The sequence below is a fragment of the Clostridium sp. D46t1_190503_E9 genome, from assembly GCF_015555225.1.
In the GTDB taxonomy this organism is placed as follows: domain Bacteria; phylum Bacillota; class Clostridia; order Clostridiales; family Clostridiaceae; genus Clostridium.
Genome location: NZ_JADNKB010000005.1, coordinates 26,974 through 45,775, shown reverse-complemented (window position 1 = coordinate 45,775; position 18,802 = coordinate 26,974). Strand labels below are relative to the sequence as shown.

20 protein-coding genes and 1 riboswitch are annotated in these 18,802 nt (G+C 27.8%); of the genes, 3 read left to right on the top strand and 17 right to left on the bottom strand.

What is annotated here, in order from left to right; genetic code table 11:
* Positions 1-32 precede the first annotated feature (32 nt).
* From I2E83_RS06970 to metA, 15 genes are all read right to left on the bottom strand, one after another.
* Positions 33-812 (bottom strand): sirohydrochlorin cobaltochelatase, encoded by a 780-nt coding sequence (locus I2E83_RS06970; RefSeq protein WP_195265377.1) that lies wholly within the window; start codon positions 810-812, stop codon positions 33-35.
* 10 nt (positions 813-822) lie between these two features.
* Positions 823-2,103: a glutamate-1-semialdehyde 2,1-aminomutase gene (hemL, locus tag I2E83_RS06965; RefSeq protein ID WP_195429240.1), complete on the bottom strand. Its 1,281-nt coding sequence runs from the start codon at positions 2,101-2,103 to the stop codon at positions 823-825.
* 4 nt (positions 2,104-2,107) lie between these two features.
* Entirely contained in the window at positions 2,108-3,076 is a 969-nt protein-coding gene (gene hemB / locus I2E83_RS06960) for a porphobilinogen synthase (RefSeq protein ID WP_195429239.1), read from the bottom strand.
* 1 nt (position 3,077) lies between these two features.
* A complete protein-coding gene (gene cobA, locus I2E83_RS06955) occupies positions 3,078-4,565 on the bottom strand; it encodes a uroporphyrinogen-III C-methyltransferase (protein WP_195429237.1) in 1,488 nt (495 codons plus the stop codon).
* A gap of 5 nt (positions 4,566-4,570) precedes the next feature.
* Positions 4,571-5,443: a hydroxymethylbilane synthase gene (gene hemC, locus I2E83_RS06950; protein ID WP_195265369.1), complete on the bottom strand. Its 873-nt coding sequence runs from the start codon at positions 5,441-5,443 to the stop codon at positions 4,571-4,573.
* A 10-nt stretch (positions 5,444-5,453) separates the two neighbouring features.
* On the bottom strand, positions 5,454-6,122 hold the full coding sequence (locus tag I2E83_RS06945; RefSeq protein ID WP_195429235.1) for an NAD(P)-dependent oxidoreductase: 669 nt from the start codon (positions 6,120-6,122) through the stop codon (positions 5,454-5,456).
* Complete coding sequence (hemA, locus tag I2E83_RS06940) at positions 6,080-7,285, bottom strand: glutamyl-tRNA reductase (protein ID WP_195265365.1); 1,206 nt, start codon at positions 7,283-7,285, stop codon at positions 6,080-6,082. Before hemA ends, I2E83_RS06945 begins: the two co-directional genes overlap by 43 nt.
* Positions 7,286-7,510: 225 nt before the next feature.
* The gene (gene asrC, locus I2E83_RS06935; RefSeq protein WP_195429233.1) at positions 7,511-8,473 is read right to left on the bottom strand and encodes a sulfite reductase subunit C; all 963 of its coding nucleotides are present in this window, start codon (positions 8,471-8,473) and stop codon (positions 7,511-7,513) included.
* Between the two features lie 11 nt (positions 8,474-8,484).
* Positions 8,485-9,279 (bottom strand): anaerobic sulfite reductase subunit AsrB, encoded by a 795-nt coding sequence (asrB, locus tag I2E83_RS06930; protein WP_195265362.1) that lies wholly within the window; start codon positions 9,277-9,279, stop codon positions 8,485-8,487.
* A 1-nt stretch (position 9,280) separates the two neighbouring features.
* The gene (asrA, locus tag I2E83_RS06925) at positions 9,281-10,288 is read right to left on the bottom strand and encodes an anaerobic sulfite reductase subunit AsrA (protein ID WP_195265361.1); all 1,008 of its coding nucleotides are present in this window, start codon (positions 10,286-10,288) and stop codon (positions 9,281-9,283) included.
* Between the two features lie 12 nt (positions 10,289-10,300).
* Entirely contained in the window at positions 10,301-11,077 is a 777-nt protein-coding gene (locus I2E83_RS06920; RefSeq protein WP_195265420.1) for a formate/nitrite transporter family protein, read from the bottom strand.
* A 109-nt stretch (positions 11,078-11,186) separates the two neighbouring features.
* On the bottom strand, positions 11,187-11,876 hold the full coding sequence (locus tag I2E83_RS06915) for a Crp/Fnr family transcriptional regulator (RefSeq protein WP_195265360.1): 690 nt from the start codon (positions 11,874-11,876) through the stop codon (positions 11,187-11,189).
* 133 nt (positions 11,877-12,009) lie between these two features.
* Positions 12,010-12,408, bottom strand: a complete 399-nt coding sequence (locus I2E83_RS06910) for a DUF2871 domain-containing protein (protein ID WP_195265359.1) — start codon at positions 12,406-12,408, stop codon at positions 12,010-12,012.
* 141 nt (positions 12,409-12,549) lie between these two features.
* Complete coding sequence (locus tag I2E83_RS06905; RefSeq protein WP_195265358.1) at positions 12,550-13,071, bottom strand: NAD-dependent dehydratase; 522 nt, start codon at positions 13,069-13,071, stop codon at positions 12,550-12,552.
* A 121-nt stretch (positions 13,072-13,192) separates the two neighbouring features.
* Complete coding sequence (gene metA / locus I2E83_RS06900; RefSeq protein WP_195265357.1) at positions 13,193-14,110, bottom strand: homoserine O-succinyltransferase; 918 nt, start codon at positions 14,108-14,110, stop codon at positions 13,193-13,195.
* A gap of 131 nt (positions 14,111-14,241) precedes the next feature.
* Positions 14,242-14,343, top strand: a riboswitch (purine riboswitch).
* Positions 14,344-14,385: 42 nt separating this feature from the next.
* On the opposite strand from metA, the gene ade reads away from it, so the two are divergent.
* Positions 14,386-16,122: an adenine deaminase gene (gene ade / locus I2E83_RS06895; protein WP_195429232.1), complete on the top strand. Its 1,737-nt coding sequence runs from the start codon at positions 14,386-14,388 to the stop codon at positions 16,120-16,122.
* Positions 16,123-16,202: 80 nt separating this feature from the next.
* Here ade and I2E83_RS06890 read toward each other — a convergent pair whose 3' ends face one another.
* Both I2E83_RS06890 and I2E83_RS06885 read right to left on the bottom strand, forming a co-directional pair.
* The gene (locus I2E83_RS06890; RefSeq protein WP_195429230.1) at positions 16,203-16,547 is read right to left on the bottom strand and encodes a DUF4362 domain-containing protein; all 345 of its coding nucleotides are present in this window, start codon (positions 16,545-16,547) and stop codon (positions 16,203-16,205) included.
* 92 nt (positions 16,548-16,639) lie between these two features.
* Complete coding sequence (locus tag I2E83_RS06885) at positions 16,640-17,515, bottom strand: LysR family transcriptional regulator (RefSeq protein WP_195265351.1); 876 nt, start codon at positions 17,513-17,515, stop codon at positions 16,640-16,642.
* Between the two features lie 119 nt (positions 17,516-17,634).
* Here I2E83_RS06885 and I2E83_RS06880 point away from each other — a divergent pair, with 119 nt between their 5' ends.
* The gene (locus I2E83_RS06880) at positions 17,635-18,216 is read left to right on the top strand and encodes a chromate transporter (protein ID WP_195265349.1); all 582 of its coding nucleotides are present in this window, start codon (positions 17,635-17,637) and stop codon (positions 18,214-18,216) included.
* The gene (locus I2E83_RS06875; RefSeq protein ID WP_195429228.1) at positions 18,209-18,772 is read left to right on the top strand and encodes a chromate transporter; all 564 of its coding nucleotides are present in this window, start codon (positions 18,209-18,211) and stop codon (positions 18,770-18,772) included. Before I2E83_RS06880 ends, I2E83_RS06875 begins: the two co-directional genes overlap by 8 nt.
* The last annotated feature ends 30 nt before the right edge of the window (positions 18,773-18,802 follow it).

The window sequence follows — 18,802 nt, the reverse complement described above, 5'->3', positions numbered from 1 at the left end:
AACTTTGTTTTTCTATTACTATATTGAAGCTTTTATTTAATTTCTTTTTTAATTTTATTTATGTAATATTCTCTTATTTCTTCATACTCTAATAACGCTTTCTTACTACTGGTAACATTTATATTGTTTTCTTTTATTGAAGCTTTCCACGAGTTAATTTCTCCGAAAATGTCCTTTTTTATATGATTACCAGGTAACATAAGTATTGGAGCTAATATTACATTTTTTGTATTATCATTTAATAATTTTTTGATAACATCTTCTTTTTTTATTTCACCTTCTAATGTACCTATATATACATTTTTATATCCATTCTCTATAAAAACATCTTTCAAAGTATTATATGCATTTGTATTTATAGTTTTAGAACCATGTCCTACTAGCACTATATTATCTGTCTTTAATAAATTCTCCTCTATTGCATTAACTATTAAATTGCATGATTCTTTTAACTGCTCATCTTTGTTACTCATAAGAACATTTCCTAAAGTAATTTTAGAAAAAGAATAATGATATTCTTTAATTATTTTTTCTATATTAGAATACTCACTACCTTCAATAACATGTAACGGCTGAATATATACTTCTTTATATCTATCATTGCTTAAGTTAAATAATACTTCTTCTAGTCTTGGAACTACCTTCCCATATTTATTAAATAATATATTTGATAACACACTTGAAGTAAAAGCCTTGCAAACATGGTATTTTCCATTTACACTTTCTTTTATTTCTGCTTCAAATTCTTCTAACTCTTGCAATCCTTCTAAGTTAGCTGTTCCAAAAGAAACAATAATAATTGCTTTTGACATATGCACCTCTCTATTCTATATTAAACTCTCTAAAAACACTTAAAAATTTATTTATATGCTCTTCTGTGTGAGCAACACTTAAAAATAAAGCTTCATATTGTGATGGTGGTATATTAATTCCATTTGATATCATATGGTTAAAATACTTTTTAAACATATTTTCATTGCATTTTTTTACGTCATCATATTTTTTAACTTCTTTTAAATCTGTAAAAAATATAGTAAACATTCCGCCCTGTCTGTTAATTGTCATTGGAATACGTTTTTCTTTAGCAATTTCTAATAAACCTTTTTCTAGCATTGATCCTAGATGATTTATTTTTTCATAATACTCTTCTTTATGTTTTTTTAATTTCTTTAAAGTTGCAATTCCTGCTGCCATTACAATAGGATTTCCAGACATAGTTCCAGCTTGATATACTTCACCTATTGGAGATAAACATTCCATTATTTCCTTTTTACCTCCATATGCTCCACAAGGAAGTCCCCCTCCCATTATTTTTGCATATGTTACTAAATCAGGTTTTGCTTTAAATAATTTTTGAGCTCCTTCAAAAGATACTCTAAATCCACTCATAACTTCATCAAATATTAATAGTGCTTTATATTTATCACAAAGTTCTCTTAAAAGATTCATAAAATCTTCTTCTGCTTTTATTACTCCCATATTTCCTGCTACTGGTTCTATAATTACCCCTGCAATATCATCTCCATATTTATCGAATAGAGATTTAATGCTTTCTTTATCATTATATACTGCTATAAGGGTATTTTTTATACTATCAGTAGGTACTCCTAGTGATCCTGGTATTCCATTTGTTAATACTCCTGATCCCGCCTCAACTAAAAATCCATCAAAATGTCCATGATAGCATCCAGCAAATTTTATTATCTTATTCTTTTTAGTATATCCTCTTGCTAATTTTATTGCACTCATAGTAGCTTCAGTACCTGAATTAACCATTCTTATCATATCTATGTTTTCTAAATTTTTGCATAAGAATTTAGACATTATTAGTTCTAATTCAGTTGGAGCTCCAAATGCAATTGCACTTTCTGAAGTTTCTTTTATAGCATTTACAACATCTTTATCAGAATGTCCTAATATCATAGGTCCCCATGCAAGAACAAAATCTATATATTCCTTACCTTCTTCATCTATTATTATTGCCCCTTTTCCACCTTTTATAATTGGAGGCTCCATTCCAGTATTTCTATATGATCTAACTGGAGAATTAACTCCACCTGGCATATACTTTTTTGATTCATGAAAAATAACTTGATTTCTCATAAAATTAATCCTCCTTTAACCATTTTGCTACTTCTAATGCATAATAAGTTATTATCATATCTGAACCTGCTCTTTTCATTGAAAGAAGCATTTCTAAAACTACTCCTTTTTCATTAATAAGTCCTGCTTCAGCTGCAGATTTTACCATCGCAAATTCTCCACTAACATTATAAGCACAAATTGGTACATTTATTTTATCCTTTGCTCTTCTTATTATATCTAAGTATGACATTGCTGGTTTGACAATGACTATATCTGCACCTTCGTTTATGTCCCACTCTATTTCCCTTATTGCTTCATCTGAATTTGCAGGGTCCATTTGATACGTTTTTCTATCTCCAAACTGCGGTGCAGAATGAGCAGCTTCTCTAAATGGTCCATAGAAAAATGATGAATATTTAGCAGCATAACTCATTATAGCTACATTTTCATATCCATTTTCATCTAATACTTTTCTTATATGCGCAATTCTTCCATCCATCATATCTGATGGTGCAACCATGTGAGCTCCAGCCTTTGCATGGGATAAAGCTATTTTACCTAGTACTTCTAATGTTTTATCATTATCTACTTCACTTCCATTTAATATTCCACAATGTCCATGACTTGTATATTGACACATACAAACATCTGTAATTACATATAAGTTTTTTGAAAGTTCTCTTACTTTTCTTACAGCTTGTTGTACTATTCCATTGTCATTAAAGCTCTCTGATCCACATTCATCTTTTTCATTTGGTAATCCAAATATAATTACACCTTTTATGTTAAGGCTTTCTACTTCATCTATTACTTCATGTAATCTATCTATTGACCAATGATAGTTACCTTTCATTGACGAAATTTCTTCTTTTTTATTTTCTCCTTCAACAACAAAAATAGGGAGAATTAAATCATTCGTACTTAATGTATTTTCTCTTACTAAATCTCTTATTGCTGTATTTGCTCTTAATCTTCTTCCCCTGTTTATCATTTTATTCACCTTTACTTTCTCTATATTTACTATATATTTCTACTATTTCATCTATAAATCCATCTTCAGAATGCTTTTTACACATATGTCCTTCTATAGAATTTGATTTTAAAGTCTTATATGTTTGAGGCCCTATAGCTATATTAAACTTACATTTAATTTCTTCTATACTAAACATATTTATCATATTATTTACAGTACTAGGACTAGTGTATAATATAAAATCTACTTCTTCAAATGCTCTTTTATTTCTTACGTCACCACAAACTGTGTCATATGTATGTACCCTATCGACATATAAACCTAACTTTTCAATTTCTTCTTTTAAATATTCTCTACTACTAGAGGAACAAGGGATTAATACCTTTTCTCCTTTAATTAAATGTGGCTCTAAAGCCTTAAATAAACCTTCACCAACAAATTCTCTTCCCATTATAAAGGCTTGAACTCCTCTTGCTTCCAAAGCTTTTCTCGTTGCTTTGCCGACTACTGAAAATTTTGCTTTAATATTTCTTATATCTACTTTCTTTTCTATAATATAATCAAAAAGCATATTAACACCATTTACTGAAGTTAAGATTATATGATCATAATTGCTCAATTTATCTTTAACTAAATCTAAATTATCTTTAGTTTCTTGTATTTTTATAGAGTTTATTTCTGTTATCTCTGCACCTAAATTTCTAAGCTTCTTCTTCAAGTTAGATGATTGCTCTCTTGATCTCGTTACACATATATTAAGACCAAAAAGAGGTTTCTTCTCATACCAATTTAGCTTATCATTAAGTTCAACAACATCCCCCATAACAATTATACAAGGTGATTTTAATTTAGCTTCTATTACTTTTTTCTCAATATCTTCTAGTGTTCCAACTACCTTCTTTTGCTTTGAAGAAGTTCCTCTCATTACTACAGCTACTTTAGTATTTACATCTTTACCATTATTTATTAATCTTTCAATGATATCCCTTAAATTATTTAGCCCCATCATGAAGACTAAAGTACCTTTTTCTTTAGCTATCGCTTCCCAATTTATATTTAATGTTCCTGCAGTCATACCTGTAACTATATGAAAGCTTTGTGCCATTTCCCTTTGTGTTATAGGAATACCTGCATAATTTAATACTGATATTGGTGAAGTCACTCCTGGAACTACTTCAAACTCTATATCCTCTTCAATTAAAGAAAGTACTTCTTCTCCACCTCTTCCAAAAACATAAGGGTCTCCCCCTTTTATTCTTCCTACAATATGCCCCTCTTTAGCAAGTTTTACTAATGTTTCATTTATTTCTTCTTGTGTTTTATAATGACATCCTGGTTCTTTACCACAATAATATATTTCACAATCTTCTTTTAAATAGTTAAGTATATTATTTGAAACTAATCTATCATATAAAACGGCAGTACAATCTTTTAAAACTTCTACTGCCTTTAATGTTAATAATTCTTCATCTCCTGGTCCAGTACCAATTATATAAACTTTGCTCATTTTAATTATCCTTTCAAAATCTTTTCTGCTAATTTAAATCCTAGTTCTATATTTTCACTTTTATTACCTAAGATATCTTTTTTAACAATTTTTCCTCCTACATCAAAGGTACCTATCATATATAAATCATTATTTTTTATTTCTGAGTAGACACCAATTACGCTATGGCACCCTCCATTTAGTTTTTTCATAAAGCTTCTTTCTGCTTCTACTGAAACTCTAACTTCTTTATTATCTAATCTTCTTAAATAATTGTTGAATTCACCATTTTTTAATGCTTCTATTCCTAAAGCACCTTGGCCTATTGCTGGTAAAAATTGTTTAGGATCAAAATAATCTGTTATTATATCTTCTAAACCTAATCGCTTTACTCCTGCTGCTGCTAAAATTATTCCATCCATATTTTCGTTTTTCATCTTTTCTAATCTTGTTTGGACATTTCCTCTTATTGGAACAATATTTAAATCACTTCTTAACTCTTTTAGCATTGAAGCTCTTCTTATACTACTTGTTCCAATAACAGCACCAGCTTTTAAATCCTTAAAATGAATACCATTGCTTGATACAAATATATCTCTAATATCATCTCTTTCAGGAATAGCTACTAGCTCAAAACCTTCTGGTAATTCAAAAGGCACATCTTTCATACTATGCACGGCTGCATGTGCTTTTCTATTTAAAAGTGAATATTCTATTTCTTTAACAAAAAGACCTTTTCCGCCTATTTTATCTAATGTTACATCAAGTCTTCTATCACCTTCTGTAACTACCAATAATTTTTTAGCACTTATATTATTTTTTTCTTTAATAAGTTCAATTACTTTATCTGCTTGAACTTGTGCTAATTTACTTTTTCTAGTTGCAATAATTAGTTCCATAAAATATCTCCTATAAATTTTTATATATTTTATTAGATACTTCTTTTCCAAAAAACATATCTATTACTATTTTGTCTTTTCCTTTTTCATATATGTATTTGAAATCTTCACTACATATAAATTTAATTATATCATTTTTGTTTTCTCTTAAAGATTTTGCTTGTTCCCTAATAAGAGATGAGTAACCAATAAAGTCATCATAATTCTTTAGTAAATCCAATATTTTTTCTGCTATCATTAATGAACCCTTTGGATTTCCATTCTTGGTATTTACTGAAAAGCTTATATTTTTCAACTCTCTTTGAACTGGTGCTACTGCCATTCCATTTGAATATTCAGAAGCAAATATGTATATTTTATACTCATCATCACAATCTTTTTTTATTTCTAAATTCTTATTGTAATCATCTGTTGCTATTATTATTAAATGCTTATCTCTAATAAAGTCCTTATTATATTCTCCTTTAATTAAATTAATATCTTTTAAATTTGAAAATTTATCAATAAAATTTAAAGATAAAACATCAACAATGCAGCCCTTATGTAAAAAGTTTTTTCCTTTTATATAGCCAACATTTCCTCCACCAACTATACCAACTCTTAATTTCTTAGACATTATAGAAAGATAAGTATAATTTAAAGATTCTTTAGGAATATCTTTTCTAGTATCTTTATACATTCTTCTCCTTGCCCCTTTAATTGTTCTTCTTTTAATACTTCTATTGCCCTATTAACATAGTAATCTGACGTACTCTTTATAAGTTTTTCTGCAATTTCTATATCTTTTTTATCATTACATTTATTCTTTAATGTAGTTTGCCTTTCTTTTATAACTCTAGAACTATTTTTTTTCATATCTTTGATAACATACGCTACATCTCTTATGTTCTTCCAATTAAAATAGCCTTCTATATATTCATTTATAATATTTTTAAACTGTAGCATTCTTTCTTTTCTAAGTTTTTTATTTTCATCATCCATTGAACTTATATCATCAATATCATAAAGATCTATCCTTGTATATTCTTTAACTTTTTCATCAACATCTCTTGGCAAAGCTAAATCAAATATTATTAGCTTATTTCCACTCTCTTTTATATGTTTTTTCTCTATAATTAAGTGTGGAGCAGAAGTGCAAGAAACCACACATTCCATATCATTTATTATATTTCTTCCATCTTCATAAGTCATTATGTTAACTCTTTTATCATCAATATCATTAACACTTTCAACTCTTCTAACTACAATATTCAATTCTTCTATATCATTAGAAAGAGCATATTTAACTACTAGTTTTCCTACTTCTCCATATCCTATAACCATAATTTTCTTTGCATTATTTTTTATTGCTTCATTAATAGCTATTGATGCAGAAGAAACTGGAATTTCATATAATTTCCCTTCAGTTCTAAATTTTTTGCCGCAAGTTATTGCTTCTTGAAATAATCTTTGCAAATCATGTTTAACTGATTTTAGTTCATCTGCCAAATGATATGCATCTTTTATTTGTCCAAGTATTTGATCTTCTCCTAATATCTTTGAGTGGAATCCACAAACCACTTCCATCAAATGTTTTACTGTTTCCTTTTCATCTAAGTAGAAACAATAATCTCTTAAATTAATATTCCAATTTAGCACTTCAAAAATCTTTTTTAATCCTTCTTCTCCATTTAAAGAACCATTAAAATAAATTTCTGTTCTATTACAAGTGCTCAGAATAACAACCTCATCGAAATATTGAAGTAGCTCTTTTGTATATCCTTCTCTCTTTTTTTGAGACAAAGCTAACTTTTCTCTTATTTCTACTCCTGTATTCTTTTTAATCCCTAAAAGCTGAATCATAATTTTACTCCTAAATTATCTTTATTACTTCGTTTATTTTTATAATAACCCTATTATACTCTTATTACAAATTTTTTTGCACATTTCATATGTATTTTACTTAAATTAAAGTTTAAGACCGCTAAAAATAGCGGTCTTAGAAGTTTTACCATATTAATTTTACATATTTAACTAGTATTTTGTCTAATACTTTATACTAATTTTATTTATAAGTATTTACCTATATTAGTATCTTATTCCACTCCAATAGATATTATCTTTTAGAATAGCTTTATCTGAAAGTTCTACTCCTTCAAGAGCCCACTTTTTAAATTCCATAAATCCTGTTCTATCTACAATATATCCAATATGCTCTTTTCCACCTGGAGCATCTTTAGCAATATATTGTTCAACATACTTATAAGTATTTAATATTATTTTTATTATGCTTTCTTCATCTACCCATACAATAAAGTCTTCAGCTAATCTTGGATTTTTCTTTCCTGTTCTACCCATTATAGCTAATCTATAATATTTTTCTTTACTTCTTGTCCATGCTCCTGTTGGACAGTTTATAACACATTCTCCACAACCTATACATTTACTATGATCTCTTACTGGTCTATAGTTTTCTGGATGTAATGCTCCTGTTGATTTTTTCTTACAGGCTCTAACACATGCACCACATGATATACACTTATCTCTATCAAATTGTGGCTCTGTCATTCCTATTATTCCAAAGTCGTGCATTCTAGCTTTGATACAGTCATTCGGACATCCTGTTAATGCTATTTTAAAATGTAAATCATTAGGGAATATAGCTTTTTCTATCTTCTTAGCAAAATTAGTAGTATTATAATTTGCGTATGGACAGACTTTATTACCTATACATGCTGATACGTTTCTTGTTCCAGCTGCTGTATATCCCTTTCCTGGGATTTCTTGATTTATTTCTAATCCTTCTATTATAGGTTGAAGGAGAATGTTAACCTCATCTATGTCGTTCATATCTATGCCTGGGATTTCAAATCCTTGTCTTGTTGTTAAATGAACTGTTCCATCACCATATTTATCCGCAATTTCTTGAATTAATCCTAAGTATTCAGCCTTTAAGAATCCACCTGGAACTCTTATTCTTGAAGCTGTTATTCCTCTTCTTTTTGTAACTCTAAAGGCATTTTTTTTCAGCTTTTTAGTATTGATATCCATAGTGTCTCCTCCTAATCTATTAACTCTTTTCCTTTTGAATAATTAAATACAGGTCCATCTAAACAAATATATGTATCGTCTATTCTACAGTGTCCACATTTTCCTATTCCACAACACATTTTTCTTTCTTGAGAAATCCATATGTTTTCTTCCTTAATGCCAAGTTTTAAGAACTCTAATACAGTAAATTTCATCATCATAGGTGGTCCAACAACAACTACTTGTACATTTTCTTTATCTTTTATATCAAGCTCTGGAACATATTTTGTTACAAGTCCAACTTTTCCTTCGTAACCTTCTTTTGCTCCATCTACTGTTATTATAAGATTCATATTCTTTTCCCAAGCCTTTATATCTTCTTTGAAAAGAATATCTTCTGGAGATTTAAATCCCGAAATAAGTGTGAATCCTTTTGAGTCATCTTTATTTTCTGAGAAGTAATCTACAATTCCCTTAACTGGTGATAATCCTGTTCCTCCAGCAACAACAACTACTTCTTTACCTTTATAGTTGTTAATATCAAATCCATTTCCGTATGGACCTCTTAAGAATAGCTTATCTCCAACATAATTATTGAATATTTCATCTGTTACTTTACCTACTCTTCTTATAGTTAAATCAACATAATTTTCACCTATTCCACTTACTGATATAGGAGCTTCCCCATACTTTGGAAGTGATACTTCAAAGAATTGTCCTGGTTTTACATCTCCCTTAAAAGCCATTCTAAAAGTATATTCTATTTCTGTATGCTTAATAACTTCTAATATTTCTGATATAAATGGTATATACTCGTTTGTATTCATATTACTTCACCTCTTCCATAGCCTTTTCTAATTTATTAACACAACTTGAGAATGATATATATTCTGGACATGCATCGTCACATCTTCCGCAACCTACACACATATGATATCCCCATCTCTTTTTGTAATCATAAACCTTATGAAGAACTTTAAATCTCATTCTTTGTCCTTTTTCTTTTCTAAAGCTATGTCCTCCAGCCATATCTGTATATCCATCTACTTGGCATGAAGCCCAAACTCTTCTTCTTTCCCCTGCTTTTCCATTATCTTTGTAGAATATATCTTGCATTGTAAAACATGTACAAGTCGGACAGACGAAATTACATCTACCACAAGCTATACATCTTTCTGAATATTCATCCCATACCTTTGAATTCATAACTTTTAATTCTAAATTATTTGGTATATTAACTTTAACATCATTACTTTCAACAAAATCTGGACTTACATCTATTGATTCATTATTTAATTTAGTGAATATACCTTCTAATTCTTCATCTTTTATATCTAAAAATACTTCTTCACCAGATTGTTTAACATATGCATTATATTCATTAGTTTTATTTGTTTCCATACTTACACAGAAGCAGTTTTCAAAGCTTTTTTCGCAGCCCATTAAAACAAACTTAGCTTTTTCTCTTAGTTTCTTATAATATGGATCTTCAAATTTATTTCTTAAATAAATATCATCAATTCTTTTTAATGAATGCATATCACAACTTCTTAGGAATATTAGTATTGACTTTTCATCAACGTTTGGTTCTTTTATTTCATCTTCTGTAAAGAAAAATACTGTTTGTGTTATTGGTAGTAAAACTTCTTTATATGAAAACTGTGATTTTTTATCGAATTCTATTTCCTCAATTTTTGATATTTCACCATATCTAACTATATCAGTATCCGAAAAAGTTCCCTTTCCTTCGAAAACTTTTGGTGCATATATCTTATATTTTTTTGATAGCTCTTTTAATCCATTATTAAATTCTTCTACTTTAAGCTTATATCCCATCTTAAACACCTCTTAGTTTACTTTTTTCTTTCTAGATATTATGTAATAAGGTATTGCCATAAATACAATTCCTCCAACCATATTACCTAATGTTACCATTATAATGTTATAGGCATATCCCCCTATACTTACAGCAGCTCCAGCTGGTGATAGCAATCCTATAGTTAATAGAGTCATATTTGCAACGCTATGTTCAAAACCTGCTGTTATAAAAACAAATAAACACCAGAATATCATTATTAGCTTGGATACTTCTTCTTTGCATTTAAAGCTACACCATACAGCTAAACAAACTAACATATTACATAATATTCCTCTAAAAAATAAATCACTTGCTGGCAAAGACATTTTAGTAGCACTAGTTTTTGCTATAAATTCCCCAACTGGTCCATTTGCTAAACCAGCCATAAAAAACAATGATCCTGCAAGTATTGAACCTGTTAAGTTTCCAATAAAACTTACTATCCAAACCTTAATGGTATCTAGCCAAGAAACAGTCTTATTTAATGATCCAACTGCCATTATGAAATTATTTCCTGTAAATAATTCAGAGCCTGCAAATATCACTAGACTTAAGGCAACCCCAAATGATAATCCCATAACAATTTTTGTTACAGGCGAATTTGCCGAACTAAGCAACCCTCCAATTGTGAAAATTAACATAATACCTAATCCAACATAGATACCTGCTAACATTGAGCTAATAAAATATCCAAGTTTATTATTTTTTAAAAGTTCAACCTTAGATTTAGCAGCAGACGCAACCTTATTAAATTCTTCATTAAACATCATTTTTCTCCCCTTATGATTGTTATTATTATCACAATCTCTATGCTTAAATTATAAATGCTAATAAAAATAAAAACCGTGACTTTCATCACAGTTTTTATTTTTATTATCATATTCCTTTAAAAAATTTAGATAATTTATCTTTATCTTTTACTTTTATCTTTTTCTTTTCATATATTATTAAATCATTTTCTTGAAGTATTTTTAAAGCTCTAGAAATTGTTTCTCGTGGTGCTCCAAACATATCTGCTAAATAAGTTACACTTATATTTAAGTCTATAATAGTTCCATCTTGAACTTCTATTCCATAATCCTTAGATAACTTCCATAGCTTTGCCGCAACTCTTTTTTCAACCTTTATAGGAGTAGAATTTTTTAGCTGTCTATATAACCTTCTTACTTTTATACTTAAGGATGATATTACTATCTTTGTTAGTTCAAAGTCGCTCATCATAATTTCTTGGAACCTCATTCTATCAAATGATAAAACCTCAGCTTTTTCAAATACTTCACAGTTTATAGAAGCTGGTAAATCATCTAAAACTACTGCATTTAGTATAGACTCCTTACCTAATATAAATATTATCTTTTTTTGGGCTGACTCGTTTAATTTATAAAGAGCAACTTTTCCACTATATACTATATAAACTTTATTAATTTCATCTTTATCTCTAAATATATGACTGCCTTTTAAATAGCACTTACTTTCTCCTAATTCAGATAATGCATTTATTGTAGCCTTATCTAATTTATTGAATATCTCCATTTTGCCTAATTGATATTTTATTAACTCTTTCATATGTACGCACCATTCCTATAATTAAAATAATTATATTTAAACTATATATCAAATTTTATAAAAGTGCAAAAAATAAAGGAGTAATTATTCCCCCTTTATTTTTATCAAGTTTTATTATATTTATTATAAAATATTATTCTTTTATTGATTTATTAACTGTAACTACGAACCAGATCATTGCAATCCCAATCATAGCATGTCCAAGACCAGCTATATGGCTTAATCCAGCAAAATCAGTTCCTAATACTTGCATTATTCCTCTAGCTGTGAAAGTTCCTAAAACATATATTAATGATACATTATAAAATATCATCCATTTACTAAAATGTTTTATCTTTGATAATCCAAAATTTTTTTCTAAAAGTAACACTAAAATAAAGAAAATAAATCCTAATACTATTGCATGAGTATGTACAACTGATAATACAGTTCTTCCTTCAAATCCATTAAGCTTTGTAAACTCCCTGTAGAATACTCCCATGGCTAACCCCAAGACTAAATAAAAGATTGCAAAATTAAAATACTTTTTCATATTACACCTCCACATAACAATATAAATTATTAATTAATATTAATTATATAATATATTCTATCATTAATAATTTCAACCATAATTAAATTAATAAAAATGATAAAGCTAATAATACTTTTAAGCATTATTAGCTTTATCATTTTAAAAACTATATAATTTCTCTAAATCTAATTTTACATCTCCAGTTTTATATACTATGGAAGTATTTATATTATATATATTTTTATAATAAAGAATAATACTTTCTAAAGATTTCTGAACTGCTGAATATAAATTTAGTGGATTTCCTTCTTCATTAACCTTACTTTTACTTACTAAATTAATAAGCTTTGTATCTGTTGACGTTGTAAGTGCTTCTAAAATTAGAATAATATTTAAGTAATTACTACTTATAATATCTTTTATTTCATATTTATCTTCTAAGCTTAGATCATATAAATTATATATTACCTTAGGTTCTATAGATTTTAAAAGTAATTTTAAATGCTCTATGTTTCCATCAAATCTTATTATCGTAACTTCCTTTTCTATATCTTTTATTATATCTATTTCTTCATTCTTCATAAGTACTAGGTAAGTTTCAATATTCTTTAAAATAACATATTTAATAAAGTATATTAGAAAGTTATCTGAAGATCCAAATATAATTGCCCTATCTTTCATAAAATCCTCCATACATGCCTTTCTAATTTATTATATTACTATATATAACAAAAAGTGCCCTTATGAATTAATAGAAATTTAAATCATAAAGGCAAAGTAATTTTATATTTTGTATAAATAATCACTTTATATTTTCAAGTTTAAATGGAGTGTTTTGATATATGCAATAGTTTAACCAATTAGCAAAAACTATATTAGCACTTCCTCTCCATCTTACTATAGGAGTTTCTTTTATATTATCTTTAGGAAAATAATTTTTAGGGATATCTATTTTTATTCCTTTATTACAATCTCTTAAATACTCATTTTTTAGTGTATCTCTATCGTATTCTAAATGACCAGTAATAAATATTTGTCTTTTATCTCTTGTTGCAATAATAAATGCTCCAGCTTCTTCTGACTCTGATAATATTTCTAGCTCCTTAACTCTATTTATATCTTCCTTTGATGTAGTAGTATGCCTTGAATGAGGTGCATAAAAAATATCATCTAACCCTCGTGTTAAATCCTCACTGATTTTATTAATCTTGTGAGGAAATACTCCAAATATTTTCTTTTCTAAAGGCTTTTTATTTATATTGTAATGGTAATATAATGCAGCTTGAGCTCCCCAACATATGTGTAATGTAGAAAAAACATTCATTTTACTCCACTCCATTATTTCTCTTAGTTCATCCCAATATGATACATCTTCAAATTCCATAGTTTCAACAGGTGCCCCAGTTATTATTAACCCATCAAACTTATCATTTTTTACTTCATCAAAATAATTATAAAACTTTTTTAAATGCTCAATAGGAGTATTTTGAGACATATATGTTTTGGTTTGTATCAATGTTATTTCTACTTGTATTGGAGTATTAGATAGATATCTAAGCAATTGATTTTCAGCCTGAATCTTTATTGGCATTAAATTTAAAATTGCTATTTTTAAAGGTCTTACATCTTGTGTTTCTGCTCTTTCAATATTCATTACAAATATATTTTCATTAGATAAAACATTATATGCTGGAAGATCTCTTGGAATTTTGATTGGCAAATATACCCCCTCCTTATAAAAATATTAAATCATAAATTGTAAAAGTTTAAAAGTTCTTTAGTTCTTTATTTAACTATAAATAATATTATATTAATATAACTTTTCCTTTGACAGCTTGTCTGGTATTTCATATAATAGATAAAAATAACCTTCCTATAAGCCTGATAATATGGTTTGGGCGTCTCTACTATACTACCGTAAATAGTATAACTAAGAAGTTTTAATCCAGGTGAGGTTGTTTATTATTATATTTAAATATACTCAGAGGTGGATTTATGAATAAAAAAGATTTTATATCTCAAATTAAGGCTTCAAGTAAAGCAGAAATATGTGACTTAGTTATTAATAATATAACTATTGTTGATGTATTTCAAAACAGTTCTTTTATAAATAATGTAGCTATAAAAAATGGAGTTATTGTTGGCTTTGGTGATTATAATGGCACAGTTGAAATTGATGGTACTGGCAAATTTATTTGCCCTGGTCTTATAGATGCCCATGCTCATATCGAATCGTCACTAGTAACTCCACGAGAATACTATAAAGCTGCATTATTGCATGGAATCACATCTATAGTTATTGACCCTCATGAAATTGCTAATGTACTAGGAGACAAAGGTATAAAACTGATTATGGATCTTTCTAAAGCTACTCCATTTGATTATTACTTTATGCTTCCTTCATGCGTTCCAGCTACTTCTTTTGAAACTTCTGGAGCAATATTAGGAAGTGATGATTTGCATCAATTATATAATGAATCTAATGTATTAGGACTTGCCGAAGTTATGAATTTCCCTGAAGTTATAAATTGTTCTGATGATATGATTAATAAACTTTGGGATGCAAAATCAAATGGTTTAATAATTGATGGTCATTGTGCTGGATTTACAAATGATATGCTTAACGTTTATTCAACTGCAAATATAGTTACAGATCATGAATCGCATTTAGCTGAAGAAGTTATTGAAAGATTAAGAAGAGGCATGTATGTTCACATTAGAGAAGGATCTGTCGCAAAAAACCTAAAAGAATTAATAAAGGCTGCTTCTATTTCTAATAGTAGGAGAATTTGTTTTTGCACAGATGATAAGCATATAGATGATTTAATAGAAAATGGAAGTATTGATAACTCTATCAAAATGGCTATTTCTTATGGTCTAGCCCCTGAAACAGCTATTCAAATGTGTACATTAAATCCTTCAGAATGCTATAACCTTAAATACAAAGGAGCAATTGCACCAGGGTATGTAGCGGACTTTTTAATATTAGATGATTTATCTAATTTTAAGATTAACTCAGTTTATAAAAACGGAACACTAGTAGTACAAGAAAACACCTTGGTATGTGATGCATCTGCTACCCAATATGATTTTCCTAAATTAAATAACATCAATACGCCAAAAATTACTTTTCAAGATTTAGAAATAGATATAGAAGGAAAAACAAAACTTAATGTAATTAAAATTAATCCAAATAAGCTTGAAAGTAATCATGTAAAAGTTGATATAAGTACCTTAAAAGATACAAAATCATTTCAATCAGATGTAAATTTAGATTTGCTAAAAATAGCTGTGATTGAAAGACATAAAAATACAGGCAATATTGGCCTTGGAGTAATAAAAGGATTAAACCTAAAATATGGAGCAATTGCTACAACTGTTGCTCATGATTCTCATAATTTAATAACATGTGGAACATCTGATGAAGATATATTATTTGCAGTTGAAGAACTAAAAAAAATAAATGGTGGAATTATAGTTGTTAAAGATAAAAAGGTATTAGCATCAATTCAACTAGAAATCGCTGGGTTAATAACTTCAAGAACATCTCAAGAAGTTGTTGATGATTTAGCCAAACTACATTTAGCTATAAAGCAAGTTGCTCCAGATATAAATTTCAATCCATTTTTAACTTTATCTTTCTTATCATTACCAGTTATCCCAGAACTAAAAATAACTGATAAAGGATTATTTGATGTAAGTAAGTTTGAATTTATAGACAATGCTTATTAATGCTTTTCTTAGACATATAATTAAGAAATAAATTATAAAAATAGTCTATAGGATTATTAAAAATAAACCTATAGACTATTTTAATTTCTATAAGAAAACATTTTTCTTATAAACTCTTCATCTTGGTATAAACTATAAGTAATCATTTCTCCTTGAGCTTCTTTTAAATATTTATTCCCAGTATACTCATTATAATGTTTTGAATTAGTCTTAGTTGAATCATCAATTAATTTTATAAAATTTCCATTATAAATTATAGTTATAAATATAGGTTCTCCTTCTATTGTAAAAATAATAAGTTTAATAGCATCAGGTCTTTTTAACGTAACATTATCAAAAAAATCACATATTCGCACTTTATTATCAATTTTTCCTATAGAGTCTATTATTACATCAATGCTATATTTTTCATCTCTCCATAACATATTAAATATATAAATCACCCCAAACTCAAATACCTTCTTAATATATACTTATAATATGAAAAAAGATTTATTATGCACCTATATTAAGTTTACTAAACTATATTTTTTATTATATTAACCAATTCCTTAAAACTATTAGTTTGTACTTTTCCTTTATAAAAAACAATATTATTTACATTAGATAAGTTAAGTTCATTAACATTGACTTCAATAAGATTTCCTAGATCAATTTCATTTTCAACTAATACTTTAGGTAATACTGTTATTCCCAAATTTTTCTTTGCAGCCTCTATTAAAACTTGAGAGTTTACACTTGTCCAACTAGGATTAACTCTTATATCATGTAATAGTAAAGCACTATCAAAAATATCTCTAATAGAACTTCCCTTTTCTCTTAATAATAACTTTTCCTTTACTAATTCATTTAACATTATAGAGTTTTCTTTTACAAATTTATGTTTATTAGAACAAACAACTACTAATTCATAAGAAGAAAATGGAATTCTTTCAAGTTCTTCGTTATAAACAACACCCTCTATTAAACCCAAATCAATTTCATTCTTACATAACATATTTTCGATACTTCTTGCATTATCAACTATAATTTTAGTTGGAGTAGATTTACATACACCTTGAAATTTTTCTATTATAGTAGGTAAAATAAAATTTGCAATAGTCATACATGAACCTATCTTAATAACAGCATTATCTTCTAATTCTTTAATATTTTTATCTAAATCATCGTATAAGTCTAATAGCTTTGTAACTTTGGTAAGAAATAGTTTACCCGTCTCATTTAAATAAACTTTTCTTGAAATTCTATCAAATAGGGATACTCCTAAATAATCCTCTAACTCACTTATAGCATGGGAAACTGCTGGCTGTGTCATAAACAATTTTTCAGATGCTTTAGTGACACTTTCCTCTTCACATACTGCTTTAAAAATACGCAAATGCCTAATCTTCATTTTCCCTCCTAATTCATTACTAAATGTTTATATATTATATAAAATTATACTATTATACTTATCCTATGTCTATGCTATATACTTATATGCATAAGAGTAAATTATAAGGAGTGCATGACATGAAAATTAAAGAGTTTAAGCTATATTTTTCACTTTTTAAAGTAACATTTTTAGTGAGTTGTTTTAGTTTTGGTGGAGGATACGTAATTATTCCTTTATTAAGAAAATATTTAGTCGAAGATATGAAATTAATAAATAACGAAGAATTGCTTGATATGGCAGCAATAGCTCAATCAAATCCTGGAGCCATTGCTGTTAATTTATCTTCATTAATAGGTTACAATCTTTTAGGAATAAAAGGAACTATCATAACATGTATAGGTACAGTTTTACCTCCATTGTTAATATTATCCGTTATTTCTTTCTTCTACGAAGCTTTTAGAAGTAATATAGTTATTTCTGCAATTCTTAAAGGAATGGAAGCTGGTGTTGCGGCTACAATTGTAGACCTAGTTATTGATATGAGCCATGATGTGTTTAAAGAAAAAAATTTATTATTATCTTTTCTAGTACCGTTTTCATTTATAGCTAGCTTCTTCTTTAATATAAATGTACTAGCTATTATTATTTTTGGAGTAATAGTTAGCCTTACTCAAGTATATGTTAGGAAGAAAAAATTAGGAGGACTTAGAAATGATTAACATCCTTATCACCTTATTTTTAAGCTTTTGGCAAATAGGTTCCTTTAGTATTGGCGGAGGCTATGCTATAATGCCTCTAATTCAAGACCAAATGGTAAATAAATATGGTTGGCTTACTATTCAAGAATTTACTGATATTATTACTATATCTCAAATGACCCCTGGCCCACTATCAATTAATGCTTCAACTTTTGTTGGTCTAAGAATAGCAGGAATTTTGGGTGCAATATTAGCTACCTTTGCTTGCGTAATTACTGGTGTGATTATTTCCATTTTCTTATTTAACTTTTTTAAAAAGCATAAGGATATTGAAGAAATTGCAAATGTTTTAAAAGGTCTTCGTTCAACTTCAATTGGTCTTATTGCATCATCTGCTTCCTCTATAATTTTAATTGCATTTTTAGGAAGAACTACTTTAAGCGGAAATTTAAATAACATTAACTTAGTTGCTATCATAATTTTTTCTATTTCACTTTTTTTACTTAGAAAATACAAGTTTAATCCATTAACGATTATAACATTAACAGGACTCTTAGGTTTATTTATTTACATGTAACTATTGTATATCAATATAAACAATTATAAA

What these genes read in the sequence shown, in the direction of transcription:
- I2E83_RS06970 (WP_195265377.1), bottom strand. Translation starts at nt 812, where the DNA reads ATGTCAAAAGCAATTATTATTGTTTCTTTTGGAACAGCTAACTTAGAA.
- hemL (WP_195429240.1), bottom strand. Translation starts at nt 2,103, where the DNA reads ATGAGAAATCAAGTTATTTTTCATGAATCAAAAAAGTATATGCCAGGT.
- hemB (WP_195429239.1), bottom strand. Translation starts at nt 3,076, where the DNA reads ATGATAAACAGGGGAAGAAGATTAAGAGCAAATACAGCAATAAGAGAT.
- cobA (WP_195429237.1), bottom strand. Translation starts at nt 4,565, where the DNA reads ATGAGCAAAGTTTATATAATTGGTACTGGACCAGGAGATGAAGAATTA.
- hemC (WP_195265369.1), bottom strand. Translation starts at nt 5,443, where the DNA reads ATGGAACTAATTATTGCAACTAGAAAAAGTAAATTAGCACAAGTTCAA.
- I2E83_RS06945 (WP_195429235.1), bottom strand. Translation starts at nt 6,122, where the DNA reads ATGTATAAAGATACTAGAAAAGATATTCCTAAAGAATCTTTAAATTAT.
- hemA (WP_195265365.1), bottom strand. Translation starts at nt 7,285, where the DNA reads ATGATTCAGCTTTTAGGGATTAAAAAGAATACAGGAGTAGAAATAAGA.
- asrC (WP_195429233.1), bottom strand. Translation starts at nt 8,473, where the DNA reads ATGGATATCAATACTAAAAAGCTGAAAAAAAATGCCTTTAGAGTTACA.
- asrB (WP_195265362.1), bottom strand. Translation starts at nt 9,279, where the DNA reads ATGAATACAAACGAGTATATACCATTTATATCAGAAATATTAGAAGTT.
- asrA (WP_195265361.1), bottom strand. Translation starts at nt 10,288, where the DNA reads ATGGGATATAAGCTTAAAGTAGAAGAATTTAATAATGGATTAAAAGAG.
- I2E83_RS06920 (WP_195265420.1), bottom strand. Translation starts at nt 11,077, where the DNA reads ATGTTTAATGAAGAATTTAATAAGGTTGCGTCTGCTGCTAAATCTAAG.
- I2E83_RS06915 (WP_195265360.1), bottom strand. Translation starts at nt 11,876, where the DNA reads ATGAAAGAGTTAATAAAATATCAATTAGGCAAAATGGAGATATTCAAT.
- I2E83_RS06910 (WP_195265359.1), bottom strand. Translation starts at nt 12,408, where the DNA reads ATGAAAAAGTATTTTAATTTTGCAATCTTTTATTTAGTCTTGGGGTTA.
- I2E83_RS06905 (WP_195265358.1), bottom strand. Translation starts at nt 13,071, where the DNA reads ATGAAAGATAGGGCAATTATATTTGGATCTTCAGATAACTTTCTAATA.
- ade (WP_195429232.1), top strand. Translation starts at nt 14,386, where the DNA reads ATGAATAAAAAAGATTTTATATCTCAAATTAAGGCTTCAAGTAAAGCA.
- I2E83_RS06890 (WP_195429230.1), bottom strand. Translation starts at nt 16,547, where the DNA reads ATGTTATGGAGAGATGAAAAATATAGCATTGATGTAATAATAGACTCT.
- I2E83_RS06885 (WP_195265351.1), bottom strand. Translation starts at nt 17,515, where the DNA reads ATGAAGATTAGGCATTTGCGTATTTTTAAAGCAGTATGTGAAGAGGAA.
- I2E83_RS06880 (WP_195265349.1), top strand. Translation starts at nt 17,635, where the DNA reads ATGAAAATTAAAGAGTTTAAGCTATATTTTTCACTTTTTAAAGTAACA.
- I2E83_RS06875 (WP_195429228.1), top strand. Translation starts at nt 18,209, where the DNA reads ATGATTAACATCCTTATCACCTTATTTTTAAGCTTTTGGCAAATAGGT.